The sequence below is a fragment of the Chryseobacterium sp. 14P4.3.2 genome (assembly GCF_057799275.1).
In genome coordinates this window covers 382,259-398,856 of record NZ_JBYOKO010000003.1, presented here as the reverse complement: position 1 = coordinate 398,856, position 16,598 = coordinate 382,259, and the positions used below count along the sequence as shown (strand labels likewise).

Sequence of the window (16,598 nt, the reverse complement as noted above, 5' to 3'; positions counted from 1 at the left end):
TTAGCCTTTTTTACGTTTTTGATCACTAATACTTTTAAGTAATTTTTCGTAGGCCTGGTTAAATTTTTCTATGCCTTCATCTTCAAGCTTCCTGGTTATTTTATCAATATCAATCCCTTTAGCTTTAAGTTCTTCCATTGTTTTCACAGCGTCATCCACATGAGCAGTCAAAGTTTCAGCTGCTATTCCATGATCGCGAAAGGCATCAATGGTTTCTATAGGAAGTGTATTGACCGTATCTTTTCCAATAATACTTTCTACATAAATGACATCACTGTATGCAGGATCCTTCGTTCCGGTACTTGCATAGAGCACCCTTTGTTTCTGCGCACCCTTTTCTTCCAGTTTTTTAAAACGTTCTCCGGAAATCATTTCGAGATAGATCTGATATGCTTTTTTTGCCGAAGCGATGGCTACTTTTCCTTTCAGGTCTGATGCTCCTTTTTCTTCAAGCATAGGGTCGACCATCACATCAATACGGCTGAGAAAGAAACTGGCCACGGAAGAAACATTCTCTATGGAGTGTCCTTCTTTAAGCCTGTCTTCAAGCCCGCCCATGAAAGCTTCTGTTACTTCCTTATAACGGGGAAGCCCGAAAAGCAGTGTTATATTAATATTAATACCTTCACGCAGACATTCACGGATGGCAATAAGGCCTTCTGCAGTTCCTGGAATTTTAATCATTACATTTTTACGGTCTACCCTTTTCCACAGTTCCCTTGCCTGCTCGATGGTTCCGTCCGTATCACGGGCCAGAAAAGGGGAAACTTCCAGGCTTACAAAACCGTCCGTACCATTGGTTCTGTCATATACCGGTTTAAAGATATCTGCAGCTCTCTGAATATCGGCAATTGCCAGATCAAAAAAAATAGCGGCATTATCTTCTTCTGTCTCTGAAAACTTTATGATATCTTCATCATAGTCTGAACTTCCGCTGATGGCCTTCTCAAAGATGGAAGGATTAGATGTCAGACCACGCAGGTCATCGTTATCAATCAGGTTTTGCAGTTTGCCTGAGTTCATCATTTCACGATCAAGCAGATCGAGCCATATACTCTGACCTAATTCACGTATTTTATTTAATGGATTCATTTTTTTTGTTTTAAAGATTAATAGATTAAAAAACCTTTCCTTATGGATGGTTTTCCAAATTCTGAATTTTTTTCAGGCGCCGAAGATGTCTTTCTGCACCAATAAATTTGGCATTCAAAAATGCCAAGACTAACTCTTCTGCACTGGCATAACCTGTTACACGTCCGCCAAGACAGATTAAATTCATATCATCATCTTCAACTCCCTGGTGTGCCGAGAAATAATCTGTAATTAAGGCAGCCCGGATACCTGAAATTTTATTGGCCGCAACACAGGCTCCCACGCCACTGCCGCAAATAGCAATACCGCGAAAAACTTCTCCGGCAGCCACTGCTTTTGCAAGGGGAATCACATAATCCGGAAAATCATCGGTATTATTTAGCTCTGTGGCTCCGAAATCTAACGGTTCGAACTTGTTTTCAGTTAAAAAAGATTTTAAGCTTTCTTTCAGTTCAAAACCGCCGTGATCGGCGCAGATTCCTATTTTTCTTATTACTGTTGACATTCCTTTTTCTATTTAATTGAGAAATGATTTTTTTAACTGGAAAGGGAGTGTGCCAGGTTCGACAAAAAACTTATCTGTCTTTCGAATACAAAGAAGTCGCCCTCTTCACGACATTTTCAACGGTAAATCCGTATTCTTTCATTACTTCTTCTGCCGGTGCTGATTCTCCGAATTTATCAATTCCGATCACCTCGCCATCATCAGTTGTGTATTTCATCCAGCCGACTGGTGAACCTGCTTCTACGGCTAATCTCCTGCGAATATTTTTTGGAAAAACCTCTTCTTTATAAGCTGCAGACTGTTTATCAAATAAATTCCAGCATGGCATACTTACCACACGGGCTTTTATATTATTTTTCTTCAGCTCCTCCTGTGCTTCCAAAATTAAATGAACTTCTGACCCGGTAGCCATAAGAATAATATCCGGTTCACCCTCTGAATCTGAAAGAATGTAAGCTCCTTTTTCAAGGTTTTTTGCACTGGTATATTTTTTTTGGTCAATAACCGGAATTTCCTGTCGTGTCAGGGCAAGTGCAACAGGACCGTCTTTATGTTCGATAGCAACTCTCCAGGCCTGTGCCGTTTCATTGGCATCAGCCGGCCTGATTACGGTCATATTGGGTACTGTACGCAATCCGATCAGCTGTTCTACAGGCTGATGGGTTGTTCCGTCTTCACCTAGCGCGATACTGTCATGGGTGAAAACCATAATCTGACGTATTTTCATGATGGCTGCCAACCTTAGCGGCGGGCGCATATAATCTGAAAATATTAAAAATGTTGCTCCATATGGAATTAAGTAATTACTGAGAGCCATTCCGTTGAGTACAGAGCCCATGGCATGCTCACGGATTCCAAAATGGAAATTACGCCCATCCCTCTGCTTTGCTGAAAAGGACTGATAAGCCTTTAGAACGGTATCGGTAGAAGGCGAAAGATCCGCTGAACCGCCAATCAGCTGAGGTAAATATTCTGAAATGGCATTCAGTGTCTGACCTGAAGCCTTGCGGGTCGCGACGGCCGCACCAGATTCAAATACAGGAAGTTTATCTTCCCAGCCTTCGGGCAGTTTTCCTGAAATGACAGACTCGTATTCTCTGGCAAGATCCGGATGTCTGTTCTTATAGCGCTCATACAGTTCATTCCATTCAGCTTCATGTTTAGCGGATTTTTTCGCTGCTTTATGATAAAAATCTAAAACATCATCCGGAACAACGAAATTTTTGTCAGGATCAAATCCGAAATTTTCTTTAACCAAACGCACTTCATCTTTTCCTAAAGGTGACCCGTGTGCAGCAGCAGAATCATGTTTGTTAGGACTTCCATAGCCAATATGGCTGCGGACTTTTATCAGTGACGGGCGGCCGGTTTCCATCTGAGCATTCTTAACCGCATTGGACAATGCCTCAAGGTCATTGATATCCGGTAAATTTTGCACATGCCATCCATAAGCTTCAAATCTTTTGGATACGTCTTCATCAAAAGCAAGATCAGTATCTCCCTCAATAGTAATATGGTTGCTGTCATAAAAATAAATAATATTTCCCAGTCCAAGATGGCCTGCAAGCGATGCTGCTTCAGCAGACACACCTTCCATAAGATCACCATCACTGCAAATTGCATAAATCCTATAGTCGAAAATATTAAAATCCGCACGGTTATAACGTTCTGCCATATATTGCTGGGCGATGGCCATTCCTACTCCATTGGCAAACCCCTGTCCCAGCGGGCCTGTAGTCACTTCGATTCCGGGAGTAAGCCTATATTCAGGATGACCAGCCGTGATGCTGTGTAACTGTCTGAAGTTTTCAATATCATTAAGGGTGATTTTATAGCCCGTTAAATACAAATAGCTATACTGAAGCATACATGCATGGCCGCAGGAAAGAATAAACCTGTCACGATTCGCCCATTCCGGGTTTTGAGGATTGTAACGCATAACTTCCGACCACAGTACATGGCCTAATGGCGCTAAGGCCATAGGAGTTCCCGGGTGTCCGGAATTTGCTTTTTGTACAGCATCGGCCGATAAAACTCTTACCGTATCAATACTTTTTTGAATTAAATTTTTAATTTCCATTGTTCTATTTTATGATTTAGCTGTTTCTGTAACTGACTCTTTTCTACTTACGAAGTCCAAGATTGAACCATTAGATCCGCCATAACTTACCTCATTAAAAGTCCATCTGATAAATGTTTTTAACTTGTTTAGAAAAGTTGTTTTAGTAATTTTAATGCTATTTCATTCTACATCAAAACTGTGACCATTTTAAAAATAAGAACCGTTATTGAATTAGAAATTAACAGAATTATAATACAATTTACCTAAAATAAATTTAACCCGCATTCAAAATATGATTAGCTTTCTGAATTATACGGAACAATAGACTGACTAATGGGCCAGGATTTAAGAATATTTAATTAAAAAAGAAAATATCCTGAGCAAAAGCGGCTTAAATAACCTTTAATAAAAATTAACACCTGGTAATCAAAATGTTATATACAATTTTATTATTTTTTATTTTTTTTTAATAGCGGTGATTTTGCAGCACACTTTATGGAATATGCACATTTAAGACCTGTACCGATGGAATACAATTATTAAATCGTATATTTTGTCATGCTCTAAAGATCAGAAAGGTGGGTTAACTTAATTGTTTCTCAGCTTAGAAGAATACAATCATTATTTCCTATTCTTTGAATCATTTCCTCATTAGAAACGGGTGTATTGTTAAATATAGAGAGGGAAGATTTAGATAATTCTGATATTCTCTGTACAATAGGCTCCTGAATTCCACAATCGTCTATAATTGTAATTTGGTTAAACTTCATTCGTGAAATATAACGAAATAATAGGCCAATCAAATCTTACCTTGCCAGGTAAATGCTCTTCTCCCGCTGGCGAAAGCTCCGTGCTCGTGACTTTTCTGATTCATAAAATTAAATCTATTTCTATTAATTTCAGACAATGATTATTTGGGGATGATTTGCGTAAATTATTCTCTTTCTATTGCTGCAAATCTTTGATAATATAAGTATACCACAAAAACATAATAGTGGGTTCGTGCATTGGTAGTATTGCAACCTCTTCCCGCCATACAGTTTATTTTAATATCTTAGTACAAAATTTGAAAACTTCTTGAAGCATCAATATTCCATCATTAAAATCCAGTTAATATGAGCTATTTAAAAAGAATAATATTAATTATATGCTTTGCTGCAGGTTTCTGCCATGCCCAGCAGAAGAATAGTGATGGGAATTATAGTTTTAGCGGTTTTATTAACAAGAAAATCCCTGTAGAGCTCACAATAAGCATTTCAAAGAATGTTGTTTTAGGGAATATCAGATACTTAAACACTAAAGAAAAAAAGGCCATTAAAATCATTGGAGTACTGCGTTCTGAAAATCAATATCTTCTGAATGAATTTGAAAACAATGGGAATATTAGCGGAAATATTGATGCAGTATTAAAAAATGGTAAATTAGAAGGAACCTGGGCTTCCACAAAGTCCAACGCTGTTTATGCTATGGCGCTTAACATCCAGGCTAAAGCTAATCCGAAGCCGGAAATATTTTCACCCGGTCCTTCTTATAATTTTGCAGGAACCTATACTTATCAATATGGAGAGAAAGGATATCAGGGAAGTATCGATATTAAAAAGATAAAAGACCATACGTATTCATATAACATTGGTTCTGTGACCTCTGCTCCCGGCAGAAATATTGCAGATGCATCAGGAAAGGGGATCATAAAAAATAATCAGTTTGTTATTGAGGTTACTAAATCCTGTTCATTTCCTGTTACATTTTATAATGGATTTTTAATGATTACAAAAGCCGGATCCGGGGATTTGGGTGACTGTGAATTTGGATTTAATGCAAGTTTAGATGGTACTTACCTCAAAGTGAAATAGCTATAAATTTGTTTAGCTTATTTGGATAGAAGTATGCCGCTTACGCAAACATAAATAATGGAATGCAAATATTGATTTGCTGTAGTTCGGTGAATAATCCTATTTTTGTATGAAATTACATTAAAATCATGCAGCTTCATACGGAAAGATTAGTTTTACGTGATATTACCTCCAGTGATAAGCAGGCTCTATTTGACTATCGTTCGGATGGCCAGGCCAATAAATTCCAAAGCTGGATTCCTGAAACTTTGGAAGATGTGGAACGATTTATTGAAAAAAGCACAAAGGAATTTAATCAGCCGGAAAGCTGGTATCAGCTTTTGATCACCCATAAAGATACCCAAGCAGTGATCGGAGATATCGGGATTCACTTTTTTGGAATTGAAAATTTACAGGTAGAATTGGGCATTACATTAAATAAATCCTTTCAGGGTAAAGGGTATGCTTCTGAAGCTTTAGCAGGTATTATTGATTTTCTTTTTAATGATTTAGAGAAACACAGAATTATGACTTCCATTGATCCTGACAATACTGATTCTATTAAGTTAATGGAAAGAATCGGTTTAAGAAAGGAAGGCCACTTTGTGAAAAGCCTGTTCTGGAAAAACAATTGGGTAGATGATGTTATTTATGCAGTTCTTCAGGAAGAATGGAATACAAATAAGAAAACTGATTGATTAGCACTTTTTTAATACGATCACGATCTCCTATTCTTTGAATGATTTCTTTACTACCTATTTTTTCAATACAATTCCCGGTTGCGGAGTCAGCTTTATTCGTTAATAATCGATCAAAAAAAAGCAGATAACATAGATGCCATCTGCTTTTTTTAACATTGAGAAAGTTCTGAGGCTTTCTACTTAATTTATGCTAGTCGCACATTAACTGCGTTAATGCCTTTTTTACCGTTTTCTAAATCAAATGTTACAGTGTCGTTTTCACGAATCTCATTAATTAAACCTGATGTATGTACGAAAACATCCTGACCTCCGTTTGATGGTGTAATAAAACCAAAACCTTTGGCGTCATTAAAGAATTTTACTGTTCCTTGTTGCATTGTATTATATTATAAAATTATGTATTTATTAAAACTTGTAGGCACTTGCCATTGCTTCATGATACTGATATCATTAAGCAATTAATCGATCTGTAAACAAAAAATGAAGTTGGTATTTTAGCGTCTTGAAAATATTCAATTTGAAAAAAAGGAACTTTACCTTATATATTGATGACAAAAATAGCGGCTGAAAAAGCGAAGACTGAGAAGAAAGAGTAAACTCAAAAGTTTCAGAAGAAGCATCGGCAGGAGCCTGATTATTTTACAAATGTAAGTATAATTTATTGAAAAACAAAATCTTTCGCAAATTTTATTTCTTGTTACCAGATATATTAACGATGCAGCAGTTCAATTTAATAAATTTTAAAGAACTATAGATCATATTGTAAGCTTCCGTTTTTCTAATCAATACTTATTCGAAAAGGGGCATAAGGTCTGGCATACCAAGTTGCCGTCTCTGGTTTGTCCAGCTGTTTTTCGGCAGCTTCTTTTTTTATTCTGTTCCCTGCAAGGTTAACTTCACGAAGCTTTGGGAGTTTGTTCAATATACTGATATCAGAGATTTGGTTGTAATATAGATTCAGGCGTTCCAGATTCTTTAGATTTTCCAAACCGTCTATGTTTTTGATTTGGTTTTCCTCCAGATTTAAGATTTTTAAACTGATAAGATTATCCAGCTTAGATACAATGGAAAGTTCACAATTACTTAGATCTAATTCTTCAAGACGGGAAAGGTTTTCTAAAGATATAATACTGTCAAAATCGCTTCCTGAAAGCACAAGTATTTTTAATTTTTCAAGGCCGGTGATTTCTATTTTCTGCTTTTCTGACGTCCTTAGGGCAAGTTTTTTAAGATTGGGAAATTTATCATGTATATTTATTTCACAGTATTCTCCCCTGCTATATAAGTCAAGTACTTTAAGCTGCTCTAACTGCGGAAGCTTATCAATTGTATTTACCTCTATGATTAACTTTTTAAGTAATGGCAAAACTGCTAAATTTTCGAGATCACCATCATCATGTAGAACAAGCATTTTTAAAGATTTTAAATGACCGGTTCCTTTAAAATAAAAATCACCATTGGTATATAGCTGTAATTTTTCCACATTTTTCAGATGTTGCAAATCCAGAATAATGGGCTCGGCAATTTTCGACTCCTGTTCTTCAATATAAATCTTCAGTTCCAGATCTTTAAGGGATCTCATAGATAGGATCTCCTGTGCAAATTCTACAGATTCTGCCTTGATAACAAGTTTTTCTAATGCAGTAAAATATTTTATCTGATCAATTTTCACAATAGCTTCAGTATCCAGAAGAATGATTTTTTTAAGACTCCCTTTCAGAGATAAAAGTTTTTCAATATCCAGGTAATCTCGACCTTCAAAACGATCAACTGAAAAACTTATATAGTCCAATTTTGTAAAATATCTGAAAAACTCCTGATTTTTGATCTCAGTTGCGTTAAAATCAATTCTTTGAATTTTGGGTGCAATTAATGAATAATCATCCAGATCTATGGAACATTTCTTAAAACATAGTTCATTTAATCTCGAAAAATACTTTATCAGGGGTGTATTGATAAGTGTACAGCCTTCTACTGTTAAACATCGAACGTATGGAGCGATTGACAGGAGAAGTTCTGTATTAAAATTAGGTATTATCGAATCTTTATCCCAATCATAAGAAGATATTCCTGATTCAATGATACATTCCTGTAATTCAAATGGTTTTACATTACTATCCGGAATACTCAGATCATTAATTTTTATACCAGGATATAAGTAAAGGCTTTTTAAATCTGGAAAATGGTAAATACTTTTTAAACTCTCTATTTCACAATCGTATAACTTTAAAGCACTTACGCCATTCGAAATTGACGTAAATAAATCGAAGTCCTTCAATTTCATATTCCCAAATGTTAAAAAAGTGAATATTTCGTGGGACTCTCGTTCGTATTTAATGTCGTTTGCTGACTCAATGAAATTGGTATCATCTATGTTCAGGCTATATAATGTAGGGAAAAGATTTAACTCATAAATATTGCATACCGTGCATTTAGTGAATGTAACATCATGAAGATGATTAGAAACAGGTAAGAAAAAACCCGGGTGTGGAACCTTCATGTCTTCCAAATCTATACTTCGAAAATTACCGGGAGTTGTCTCGGTTTTAGGTATGTCCGGATCAAAAGTTCCTTCAATGGAAATTGAACATTTCTTCAGAATGAGAGTTTGCAGCTTCTTCATGAGATGCAAGCCGTTGGCATCAGTAATTGAGCATTCTATTAATGTTAATCTTTCAAGTGTTTCGAAAACAGGTTCAAGAGCAGAGAAATTTTCAAAATGTATGTTTGAAAGAGATAGATAACTTGACCTGCCAGAAATATAAAAAGAGTTTTCACTTTTTTTATCTTCTTTTTGTAATTTGATATTGAGAGCATTCTCCAGTCTGTTGATAATGGTATTAGTATCACTCATATTTTTTAAAATAAAACTAACAATAGATGAGTTTAAAATAATTTTTCAGTTGTCTTTCGGAATATACCTGCTATAAAATTCTCCAGTCCCTCTTGCATCAAGTCTTCCAACAATTACTTCAATTGAACTTTTTGACAATTCAATATTCGGTCTTAATTCATAATGCTCTCTTGATCCACTTGGTAAAAAATTGTTATCTATCTTTTCCTGATCCAGTTCTGCTAATTTCATTAATAATTGAGCAAGCGATTTTAATCCTTCAGAATTTCCGTGTATTAATATTTGATCCTTATCATCAGAAAAGAATACATCCAAATGACCTTCTATTTCTTTTCCTTTTATCTGTTTACAGTCCATTGTCATCAATTTTGTAGTTCTAAAAAATCATACATAAACCCAAGATATACACATTGTGCCGGTATGAACTATTTATAAAGACGCTAATAGGATTTTTTTATTTCACTTCATTTTCAAATTCTAAAAAATCTTCATGAAGCCCCTGGATCATCTGTCCTGTAGCTTCAAAATTTTCATCGGTCTTCATCAGTGTCCAGCTTATTTTATCCCGCTCAGCTTCCTGGTTTCCTTCATCTAAGAGCCCAATGACATTGTAAATAATACCTTTAGAGTAAGAGGTTAGAAGACTCAATAATTTTTCCTCTCCAACGATGTCTTTTATAGCGTTATACTTTTCCTCTACGTCATCATCAAAGTCAGAGGCCATAGCGATATTGTCGTCTGTAGATTTTGCGATGTCGAACAGAGACTTAAGGATGAGAAACCTGGCAAACTGTGGTATTCCTTCTGTAACTTCGCTGGAAGCCCAACTGGACGGATTTTTGGCACCCGCATTGCTCAGTCTCATGACTAAGCTTTCATATTCTTCTTTTTGCAGGTCTGTGAATGTAGATTTCATAGGTTCTTTATATTTTTTGTCAGCAGCATCATGCCGGCTGCATTTTATTCTTTAATTAAGTACAACCAAAATGGGTATAACGTTTTGACACTTAGAGAGGGCAGCCATTCCGAATCCTAAACGTTCTACTAAAATACAAATATCTGCCGAAGCACAAACAGAGAATTATATACTTTCTTTCTGCTGTTGCCAACCCCTTGTTAGTAGTAGGTAATTATTTTTCATTAAGAATTTGTTGTAATATTAATGCTGTTGCTTTGGCATCATCTAATGCCCTATGAAATTTAAAGTCCTCTTTCACATTCATTTTTTCTAAAACTCGTTCTAATGAAATTCCGGATGTAGAGATGTTTTTTTTGGCCAGCCAATAAACACCCAGTGCTCTGATGTCAAAACCTCCTCCAACAAAATATTTATTGTAATCAAATCCAAATTCCGTAAATTCTTTCCTCAAAAGCGGTAAGTCGTAGTACAATCCCCAACCCGCTAAAGTTGATTTATTTTTTTCTCCGTACCAATCTAAAAACAGAAGAATAGCTTCATCGAAATACTTTTCATTTTCAACCATTTCATTTGTAATGTTTGTAATGTCCGTGATCTCAGGTAAAATTGGAAAATGTTTTGGTTTTATTAAAATTGAGAATTCACTTTTTATTTCAAAATTTTTCCTGTCTAATTTTACAGCCCCTATTTCTATTATATTAGTTTCATTTATTTCATTTTTCCCAAAAGTTTTGCAACTTCCTTCTAAATCATAAATGACTAAATCACTTGAAAATTTCATATAATTTTTTTTAATAAATCTACCTTAGTGGCCTATGACATTTTATGCAGTACAATTCATCCTGTTGAATCGGATCTGTCACAAATATTTCACTTACATGCTATCTAAGGATTTCTCAAAGATATGTTCTTAGTACGCAATCTATTGGCGTACTTTTTAAATAATCTTCATTCAGGTCCTCTTCGTTCAAATTGGTTGAAAATAACTGAAATAGGAAATAAGAAGCGTTCCATAACCATTGCCACAAAAATCAAAGTATAGCATGAATTCGGTATTTATTCTATGAAGTCATTTAAACTTATATATAAAAAAGGGTTAACTATTTTTTACAATCTGATATTCAGAAAATTAAGATCACTGCAATAATTGATGATTGACATACCAAAAAACCTGCTTTAATCTTATCATAAACTGAACAGGTTAAATTTTAGAAATTATATTGAGCTATCGCTATCTAAATCTCAGATTTAGAGAAATAATATCGGAACTCATTCCTACAGATTTGGTGTAATGTCCGTATCTTATCTCCAGCATATTCATGCGTTCTATTCCAGACAACCCATTTTTAGGACTGAGACGGATACCTGCTCCGTAAAAATTACGGTTAAAGGTCGACAGATCGTAATTACTTGTATAATAATCATCAAAAGCAGTATGTTGCTCATAAGGAGCAAAATATTTAGTTCCTTTCTGAGAATAATATCTATAGAACGGACTTATTGAAACAAAAGGAGATATTTTTACAGAAGCTTCAATACTGAGGGTATTTGATCTTATCCCCCAACTGTCTGTATAAAACCTGTAATTAGTCCCACTCCCAAAGGAAGTTTAAATCTTTTATCAGGGAAAGCCTCCTGATGCACGAAACCATCTGTAAAATAAACTCTGTGGAACGGCAAACTCAAAAATCCTGTCTGCTGGACAGCATCGGTCATAAATTCAACCTGAAAATTCTGATTGATAATCTGAGAATAGGCTAAGAACAAAGCAAAGGTATGTCTTCCGCTTGTTGAATTTCCGGTACGCAGTTTCTAGGGGGGGGTATCAGTTTTACCTGGTCAAGATAGGTCTGAAACTTTGCTGTAAACTCTCCCATCCTGTTGGCTGTTTTCTGTGCAAAACCAATATTCGCCCCGTAATACTGATAATCAAATTCAGTAGAAAATGATATTCCACCAAAAAGTGGACTTCCTTTATTTTCATTCTCACGGCTCCATTGAAACGCAGGATATATTCTGGTATCTGCATGAGAGGCTGAAGAATTCGCTTTAAGATCAATCATATCAGAAGAAGCTGAGGTATAATGATCGACTCCTACACTCAGATTTAATTTATTTTTTCTCTGCTTGCTATCATATTGTACCATCGTAACATCGATCATATTGGAAAGATCTGTAAGCTTTTCCGATCCTACTCCTCCGGTAACAGCAGAATTATTCCCATCCTGATGGTAATAACTTGATACCAGATTGGCTTCTTCAAAACTTAACTTTTTGGAGTTTGCTGTGTTTGAGTTTTCCTGAGCCTTTAAGCTTATGAACCCCAAAAGGCCCATATACTCATTACAATTTTTTTCATGTCTGATTCTTTAAATTTTAAAAATTGTAACGATTCTCTAATTACAACCACAGCCACCTCCTACTTTTCCGGAGTTAGCTCCCGAGGAACCTTCTCTGTAGGATTGGAAATTAAGCTCAGTCTTCTCTATAGTTCTGTTTCCCAATGCCATTTCCGCATCATTAAGTTTTGCCTTATCATACTCTTTTAAAGCAGTACAGGAGTGGATAAGGATAATGGTAACAGCCAGTAAGCATGTCCATATTTTTTTTTTTTATTTTTCATTGTAAATTAATGTTTTGAGATGAATAGACTGTATTGTCATCATCTATAATAATACATTCCAGATGGTGAATCTGATTCACCAGATTCAAAGCTGCTTTTACTCCCATAATGCCCACGGGAGTTGTCATAGCATCCGCAATTTCTGCATTTGGGCAGAAGACGGTTACGCTTTTAATTCCTGATACAGGCATTCCGGTTTTAGGATTAATGGTATGAGAATATTTTTACCGTTGATAACGACAAATTTTTCATAATTTCCTGAGGTTGCCACTGCCATATCGGTGATATTCATATATGAAAATGGCTGTTTTGCGTGGTCCGGATCTGCAATGCCTACAGTCCATGGCTTTCCGTTACTCTGCACTCCCCAGGTGGCGAGATCTCCCGAAGCATTTACAATTCCTGATTTAACGCCTCTTTTGATAAGTAATCTTTTAGCCATTTCAGCAGCATATCCTTTTCCGATTCCACCGAAGCCAATCCTCATCCCTTTTTTCCTGAGAAAAACAGTACATTCTTCAGGGTTTAGAAGAATATTCTGATAATTGACAAGCTTTAAATGATTTTCTATAAGTTGTAGATCTGGAAGCCGTGTCATATCCCTGTCAAAATTCCAGAAACTTTTATCAATCCCACCATAGGAAATATCAAAATATCCATCAGTAATCCGGCTGATGCAAAGGCTTCTTTCAATGAGCTCAAACACTTCCTGATCCACTTTTACAGGATTTATTCCTGCATGATCATTGATCTGGCTGGTCTGACTATTTTCACTAAAAGTAGTTAGTAATTTTTCAATTCTCTGAATTTCTGTAACTGCAGCATCAATATGCTTATAAGCCCTGTCTTCATTTTCATCAACTACTGTTATTTCAAAAGCATTTCCCATCAGCCTATGAGGCTTTTTGAACTCTCTTAACGTCTTTTTTATTTTCTTTGCTGTTGCACATCCCTTATTTCTTTGCTGAAAGCGAGGGCATTTTCCGAAAGAAGACCTTCCCAGCTTTTCAGTATTTTTCCATTTTGATCAAGTAGTAAAGTATAAGGAAATAATCCTTTTGAATTATACTGATCGGCAAGGGCACTATTTTCCTTTTTCATTTCGGAAGAAAACTGTTTTTTTTTATTTCTGGGAAAATCAGCATTGATATAAACAATAATATTCACTGCTTTTTTCTTCAAAATAAATATGAAGTTCAGCAGAATGTTCTTCTGCTTTGAGGATATCAAAGTGTTCAACTAGAAATTCTGGAAGTAAAAATTTAAGAAGGTCGTAATCGCTTAGCATAAAGCAAAGATAATGCAACTAAACACCCCCCCCAGCTTTTGAGACTGATCCATAAGTTCTGGTATTCTGAATCACAGATCTATCTTCATCAACATCTTATATTGATAGTTTTAGAAGGAAACAGAATACCTGCCCAATCAAAAAATGATTGAGAAAAAAAGTTTAAGATTGATAAAACTTTGGGGGTTCCCAGATAGAATTTAAAATTTCGTTGTTATAAAGAACACTTTTGTAAAAGGTTTTCTTTATTTCTTTTAAGCTATAAGCCCTTTCCGTAAAATAAAGATCCAAAGATGGATTGATAGTAAAAGCCACTGAAAGAAGGCCTACCTGTGAAACAAAAGGCAATTTCTGATCTTTATCATAATCACTGTCTTTAACAGGATTATCATAATGTGTTTTCAGAAATGCAGTGAGAGACATTTCAGGGTTGAGTTCTTTATGTTCAATATAATGCTCAATCAGCAATGGCATTTTCAAAAGCTAATACAATTCGGTTGTAGAAACCAAATATAACGATAACAATAATATGGGAATCAGCTTTTTCACTGTATCAAAATTATGAAATCTTTCGTTAAGAATGATTTTAAATAACCTCTTTAAACATCTCATTCAATATTTTATTATGCTTGAGACTAACAAACCTGTATGTGTTTTCTTCTGATTACTTCTTATTCAGAACTAAGGCCCTTACCCTATTTTAGTTTATTTAGTTGCTTAATCTTTCCATTGAGTATCTGACACTTAATCTCAATAAAAAGTGTGATATGTGCAACAATTAATCAATCTTATGTAAAGCACTGATTAACAAATAAATGTAAATTTACATCATTGAAATAAAGAAATTTCAATGAGATGCCGTACTCATGAAAACTAATTCAGAATTACAGAAAGATGTTCAAAATGCCATTAGATGGGAACCTCTATTACGTTCAGCCGAAATTCGGGTTACCGCAAAAGATGGAGTTGTTTCTCTGACGGGTGTAGTTGACAGTTTTACAAAAAAGGCAGAAGCAGAAGCAGCTGTCAGGAAAATTACCGGCGTAAAAGCACTGGTAGAAAATATTGAGGTAAATCTTCCAAACTCATGGACAAAAAGTGATGCAGATATTGCCAATGAAGTATTGGCAGCATTAAAATCTAACTATAAAGTCCCTGATGACCAAGTAAGTGTAAAAGTAGAAGACGGGTGCGTCACTTTAGGAGGAGAGCTCAACTGGAATTATGAGAAAGAGGCTGCAAAAAATGCAATCACTTTTCTTCCCGGTATCAAGGTAATCACCAATAATATTACAATCAAATCAGAAATGCATGAGGAGATTGATAAAAAAGATATTGAAAACGCATTAAAAAGCAGCGTAATTGATGATCGTGATATCAGAGTATCTGTGTCAGGCAAGATAGTAACCTTAGAAGGAACTGTCAACTCCTGGTATGCCAAAGAAGAAGTCGGTCATATTGTATGGAAAGCTCCCGGAATCCTTGAAGTTAAAAACAATCTGGAAGTTGACTATGGATATGACTATTAAATAAAATTACAATGAAAAATACAGAATCAAACAGTAAAACAGAACAGGAAAGTATTCCTAAAGCTGAAAACAACAGAGGTATTGAAAACCACAAAAAAGCAGCCACTCATTTTGAAGCTGCAGCCAAAAGCCACCGTGAGGCAGCAAGACACCATGAAGATGGTAACCATGAAAAAGCAGCAAAAAGTACCGTTGAAGCGCACGGCCATGCCTCTCTTGGTAGAGATGCACAAAAAGAAGATGCTAAATACCACGCTTCCAATCTAAAATAATCAGCTATTCCTTAAAAGCACTTACTAAAAGGTGCTTTTAAGTTTATTCTTCACAATTTACAAAGCAATTTCTTATGAGCTAAATGATAGATCAGTATATAACACCTTAATTCATCGATTTTTACAACAGGGTTAAGAAAAATACATACTATCCAATAAGGTTTAAACATACAGAAATAAACTGTAAATACACATGGTGTAGGCCGTATATCAATATTTACAGTCCGAAAAAAAATCTAATTTCACTTTACAGAACAAAAAAATCCGGACACAGAAAGTCAACGGCTATTTCTCTATAAAACGGATCTGAATAAGTGAATGGTCCTATTCTTTTAATAACACTTAAATTTAAAATAATGAAAAATATAACAATTTTAACTGTTGCGGCAATAACGGCAATAATGTTTGGCTGTAACCAGACTTCCAAAAAAAAGGAGACCAATTCAAAGGCAGATTTTACAGAAGCAAAAAAAGAATCAAATGACGCAAGTGCTAATGAAAATAACATTTTAAAAGCAAAAACAACTGCAGAATGGAAGCAATTCAAAACTGAAGCTGATAATGAGATCGCAAAACTGGATCATGATCTTACAAAATTAGATATGGGTTTAAAAAAGATGAACACCAATGATAAGCAAAAATTTGATGGTGACTATAACCAGGCAAAGAAAGATATCATGGTACTTAAAGATAAACTCAACAAGAAGAATAGAGCTTTTGACAGCGATATGAAAAATTTTGGTAATAAAACATACGAAGAAAACAAAATATTTCAAAAAGATTTTAAAACCGAATTGACAAAAGTAGATCTATACCTCAAAAAACTAATCCAAGATGATAAGAAATAGAAACTTTCTATTGATAAGCCAGTATCATAAAATAAAAATACCTTGTTGGGACAATTATGTTTCAACTTAAAAT

General features: G+C 35.2%; 20 protein-coding genes and 1 pseudogene. 5 read left to right on the top strand and 16 right to left on the bottom strand.

Features of this window, described 5'->3' with window-relative positions:
* The 4 genes from tal to AC27VX_RS07640 all read right to left on the bottom strand — a co-directional run bounded on the left by tal (window position 1) and on the right by AC27VX_RS07640 (window position 4,429).
* Window positions 1-1,092, bottom strand: coding sequence for a transaldolase (gene tal, locus AC27VX_RS07655; RefSeq protein WP_236859152.1), 1,092 nt, complete (start codon window positions 1,090-1,092; stop codon window positions 1-3).
* A gap of 40 nt (window positions 1,093-1,132) precedes the next feature.
* Window positions 1,133-1,597, bottom strand: coding sequence for an RpiB/LacA/LacB family sugar-phosphate isomerase (locus AC27VX_RS07650; protein WP_488694841.1), 465 nt, complete (start codon window positions 1,595-1,597; stop codon window positions 1,133-1,135).
* A gap of 70 nt (window positions 1,598-1,667) precedes the next feature.
* Window positions 1,668-3,677 carry a transketolase gene (gene tkt, locus AC27VX_RS07645; protein ID WP_300687284.1) on the bottom strand — a complete coding sequence of 670 codons (2,010 nt, stop codon included), beginning with the start codon at window positions 3,675-3,677 and terminating at the stop codon, window positions 1,668-1,670.
* Window positions 3,678-4,258: 581 nt separating this feature from the next.
* Window positions 4,259-4,429 carry a hypothetical protein gene (locus AC27VX_RS07640; protein ID WP_488694839.1) on the bottom strand — a complete coding sequence of 57 codons (171 nt, stop codon included), beginning with the start codon at window positions 4,427-4,429 and terminating at the stop codon, window positions 4,259-4,261.
* A 345-nt stretch (window positions 4,430-4,774) separates the two neighbouring features.
* Here AC27VX_RS07640 and AC27VX_RS07635 point away from each other — a divergent pair, with 345 nt between their 5' ends.
* A complete protein-coding gene (locus AC27VX_RS07635) occupies window positions 4,775-5,512 on the top strand; it encodes a hypothetical protein (RefSeq protein WP_236859149.1) in 738 nt (245 codons plus the stop codon).
* Between the two features lie 128 nt (window positions 5,513-5,640).
* Window positions 5,641-6,189 carry a GNAT family N-acetyltransferase gene (locus AC27VX_RS07630; RefSeq protein WP_488694837.1) on the top strand — a complete coding sequence of 183 codons (549 nt, stop codon included), beginning with the start codon at window positions 5,641-5,643 and terminating at the stop codon, window positions 6,187-6,189.
* 188 nt (window positions 6,190-6,377) lie between these two features.
* On the opposite strand, the gene AC27VX_RS07625 is transcribed toward AC27VX_RS07630, so the two are convergent.
* The 12 genes and pseudogenes from AC27VX_RS07625 to AC27VX_RS07570 form a co-directional block, all read right to left on the bottom strand.
* Window positions 6,378-6,569 carry a cold-shock protein gene (locus AC27VX_RS07625; protein WP_236859147.1) on the bottom strand — a complete coding sequence of 64 codons (192 nt, stop codon included), beginning with the start codon at window positions 6,567-6,569 and terminating at the stop codon, window positions 6,378-6,380.
* Between the two features lie 401 nt (window positions 6,570-6,970).
* Window positions 6,971-9,046, bottom strand: a complete 2,076-nt coding sequence (locus AC27VX_RS07620; protein ID WP_488694835.1) for a leucine-rich repeat domain-containing protein — start codon at window positions 9,044-9,046, stop codon at window positions 6,971-6,973.
* Window positions 9,047-9,091: 45 nt separating this feature from the next.
* Window positions 9,092-9,403 carry an Imm32 family immunity protein gene (locus tag AC27VX_RS07615; RefSeq protein ID WP_236859145.1) on the bottom strand — a complete coding sequence of 104 codons (312 nt, stop codon included), beginning with the start codon at window positions 9,401-9,403 and terminating at the stop codon, window positions 9,092-9,094.
* A gap of 97 nt (window positions 9,404-9,500) precedes the next feature.
* Window positions 9,501-9,962: a hypothetical protein gene (locus tag AC27VX_RS07610; RefSeq protein WP_488694833.1), complete on the bottom strand. Its 462-nt coding sequence runs from the start codon at window positions 9,960-9,962 to the stop codon at window positions 9,501-9,503.
* Window positions 9,963-10,176: 214 nt separating this feature from the next.
* Window positions 10,177-10,746, bottom strand: a complete 570-nt coding sequence (locus AC27VX_RS07605) for an exonuclease domain-containing protein (protein WP_488694831.1) — start codon at window positions 10,744-10,746, stop codon at window positions 10,177-10,179.
* A 450-nt stretch (window positions 10,747-11,196) separates the two neighbouring features.
* Window positions 11,197-11,502, bottom strand: a complete 306-nt coding sequence (locus tag AC27VX_RS07600; protein ID WP_488694885.1) for a hypothetical protein — start codon at window positions 11,500-11,502, stop codon at window positions 11,197-11,199.
* Window positions 11,503-11,519: 17 nt separating this feature from the next.
* Window positions 11,520-11,681, bottom strand: coding sequence for a hypothetical protein (locus AC27VX_RS07595; protein ID WP_488694829.1), 162 nt, complete (start codon window positions 11,679-11,681; stop codon window positions 11,520-11,522).
* A 41-nt stretch (window positions 11,682-11,722) separates the two neighbouring features.
* Window positions 11,723-12,301, bottom strand: coding sequence for a hypothetical protein (locus AC27VX_RS07590; RefSeq protein ID WP_488694827.1), 579 nt, complete (start codon window positions 12,299-12,301; stop codon window positions 11,723-11,725).
* 60 nt (window positions 12,302-12,361) lie between these two features.
* Entirely contained in the window at window positions 12,362-12,475 is a 114-nt protein-coding gene (locus tag AC27VX_RS07585) for a DUF4266 domain-containing protein (protein ID WP_410681122.1), read from the bottom strand.
* 109 nt (window positions 12,476-12,584) lie between these two features.
* Window positions 12,585-13,477 (bottom strand): annotated as a pseudogene (locus AC27VX_RS07580) (FAD:protein FMN transferase).
* Between the two features lie 38 nt (window positions 13,478-13,515).
* A complete protein-coding gene (locus AC27VX_RS07575) occupies window positions 13,516-13,689 on the bottom strand; it encodes a thioredoxin domain-containing protein (protein ID WP_236859140.1) in 174 nt (57 codons plus the stop codon).
* Window positions 13,690-14,038: 349 nt separating this feature from the next.
* Entirely contained in the window at window positions 14,039-14,350 is a 312-nt protein-coding gene (locus AC27VX_RS07570; protein ID WP_236859139.1) for a hypothetical protein, read from the bottom strand.
* Window positions 14,351-14,742: 392 nt separating this feature from the next.
* Here AC27VX_RS07570 and AC27VX_RS07565 point away from each other — a divergent pair, with 392 nt between their 5' ends.
* From AC27VX_RS07565 to AC27VX_RS07555, 3 genes are all read left to right on the top strand, one after another.
* Window positions 14,743-15,405, top strand: coding sequence for a BON domain-containing protein (locus AC27VX_RS07565; protein WP_488694824.1), 663 nt, complete (start codon window positions 14,743-14,745; stop codon window positions 15,403-15,405).
* Window positions 15,406-15,416: 11 nt separating this feature from the next.
* Entirely contained in the window at window positions 15,417-15,677 is a 261-nt protein-coding gene (locus AC27VX_RS07560; RefSeq protein WP_236859137.1) for a hypothetical protein, read from the top strand.
* Window positions 15,678-16,033: 356 nt separating this feature from the next.
* Window positions 16,034-16,525, top strand: a complete 492-nt coding sequence (locus AC27VX_RS07555; protein ID WP_488694822.1) for a tetratricopeptide repeat protein — start codon at window positions 16,034-16,036, stop codon at window positions 16,523-16,525.
* Window positions 16,526-16,598 lie beyond the last annotated feature (73 nt).

Bases quoted from the DNA above. Each gene is read 5' to 3' on its own strand.
- AC27VX_RS07630 (WP_488694837.1), top strand. From the start codon at position 5,641: ATGCAGCTTCATACGGAAAGATTAGTTTTACGTGATATTACCTCCAGT.
- AC27VX_RS07650 (WP_488694841.1), bottom strand. From the start codon at position 1,597: ATGTCAACAGTAATAAGAAAAATAGGAATCTGCGCCGATCACGGCGGT.
- AC27VX_RS07595 (WP_488694829.1), bottom strand. From the start codon at position 11,681: ATGACCGATGCTGTCCAGCAGACAGGATTTTTGAGTTTGCCGTTCCAC.
- AC27VX_RS07575 (WP_236859140.1), bottom strand. From the start codon at position 13,689: ATGAAAAAGGAAAATAGTGCCCTTGCCGATCAGTATAATTCAAAAGGA.
- tal (WP_236859152.1), bottom strand. From the start codon at position 1,092: ATGAATCCATTAAATAAAATACGTGAATTAGGTCAGAGTATATGGCTC.
- AC27VX_RS07555 (WP_488694822.1), top strand. From the start codon at position 16,034: ATGAAAAATATAACAATTTTAACTGTTGCGGCAATAACGGCAATAATG.
- AC27VX_RS07590 (WP_488694827.1), bottom strand. From the start codon at position 12,301: ATGGGCCTTTTGGGGTTCATAAGCTTAAAGGCTCAGGAAAACTCAAAC.
- AC27VX_RS07560 (WP_236859137.1), top strand. From the start codon at position 15,417: ATGAAAAATACAGAATCAAACAGTAAAACAGAACAGGAAAGTATTCCT.
- AC27VX_RS07570 (WP_236859139.1), bottom strand. From the start codon at position 14,350: ATGCCATTGCTGATTGAGCATTATATTGAACATAAAGAACTCAACCCT.
- AC27VX_RS07635 (WP_236859149.1), top strand. From the start codon at position 4,775: ATGAGCTATTTAAAAAGAATAATATTAATTATATGCTTTGCTGCAGGT.
- AC27VX_RS07585 (WP_410681122.1), bottom strand. From the start codon at position 12,475: ATGGCATTGGGAAACAGAACTATAGAGAAGACTGAGCTTAATTTCCAA.
- AC27VX_RS07615 (WP_236859145.1), bottom strand. From the start codon at position 9,403: ATGGACTGTAAACAGATAAAAGGAAAAGAAATAGAAGGTCATTTGGAT.
- AC27VX_RS07625 (WP_236859147.1), bottom strand. From the start codon at position 6,569: ATGCAACAAGGAACAGTAAAATTCTTTAATGACGCCAAAGGTTTTGGT.
- tkt (WP_300687284.1), bottom strand. From the start codon at position 3,677: ATGGAAATTAAAAATTTAATTCAAAAAAGTATTGATACGGTAAGAGTT.
- AC27VX_RS07605 (WP_488694831.1), bottom strand. From the start codon at position 10,746: ATGAAATTTTCAAGTGATTTAGTCATTTATGATTTAGAAGGAAGTTGC.
- AC27VX_RS07620 (WP_488694835.1), bottom strand. From the start codon at position 9,046: ATGAGTGATACTAATACCATTATCAACAGACTGGAGAATGCTCTCAAT.
- AC27VX_RS07565 (WP_488694824.1), top strand. From the start codon at position 14,743: ATGAAAACTAATTCAGAATTACAGAAAGATGTTCAAAATGCCATTAGA.
- AC27VX_RS07640 (WP_488694839.1), bottom strand. From the start codon at position 4,429: ATGAAGTTTAACCAAATTACAATTATAGACGATTGTGGAATTCAGGAG.
- AC27VX_RS07610 (WP_488694833.1), bottom strand. From the start codon at position 9,962: ATGAAATCTACATTCACAGACCTGCAAAAAGAAGAATATGAAAGCTTA.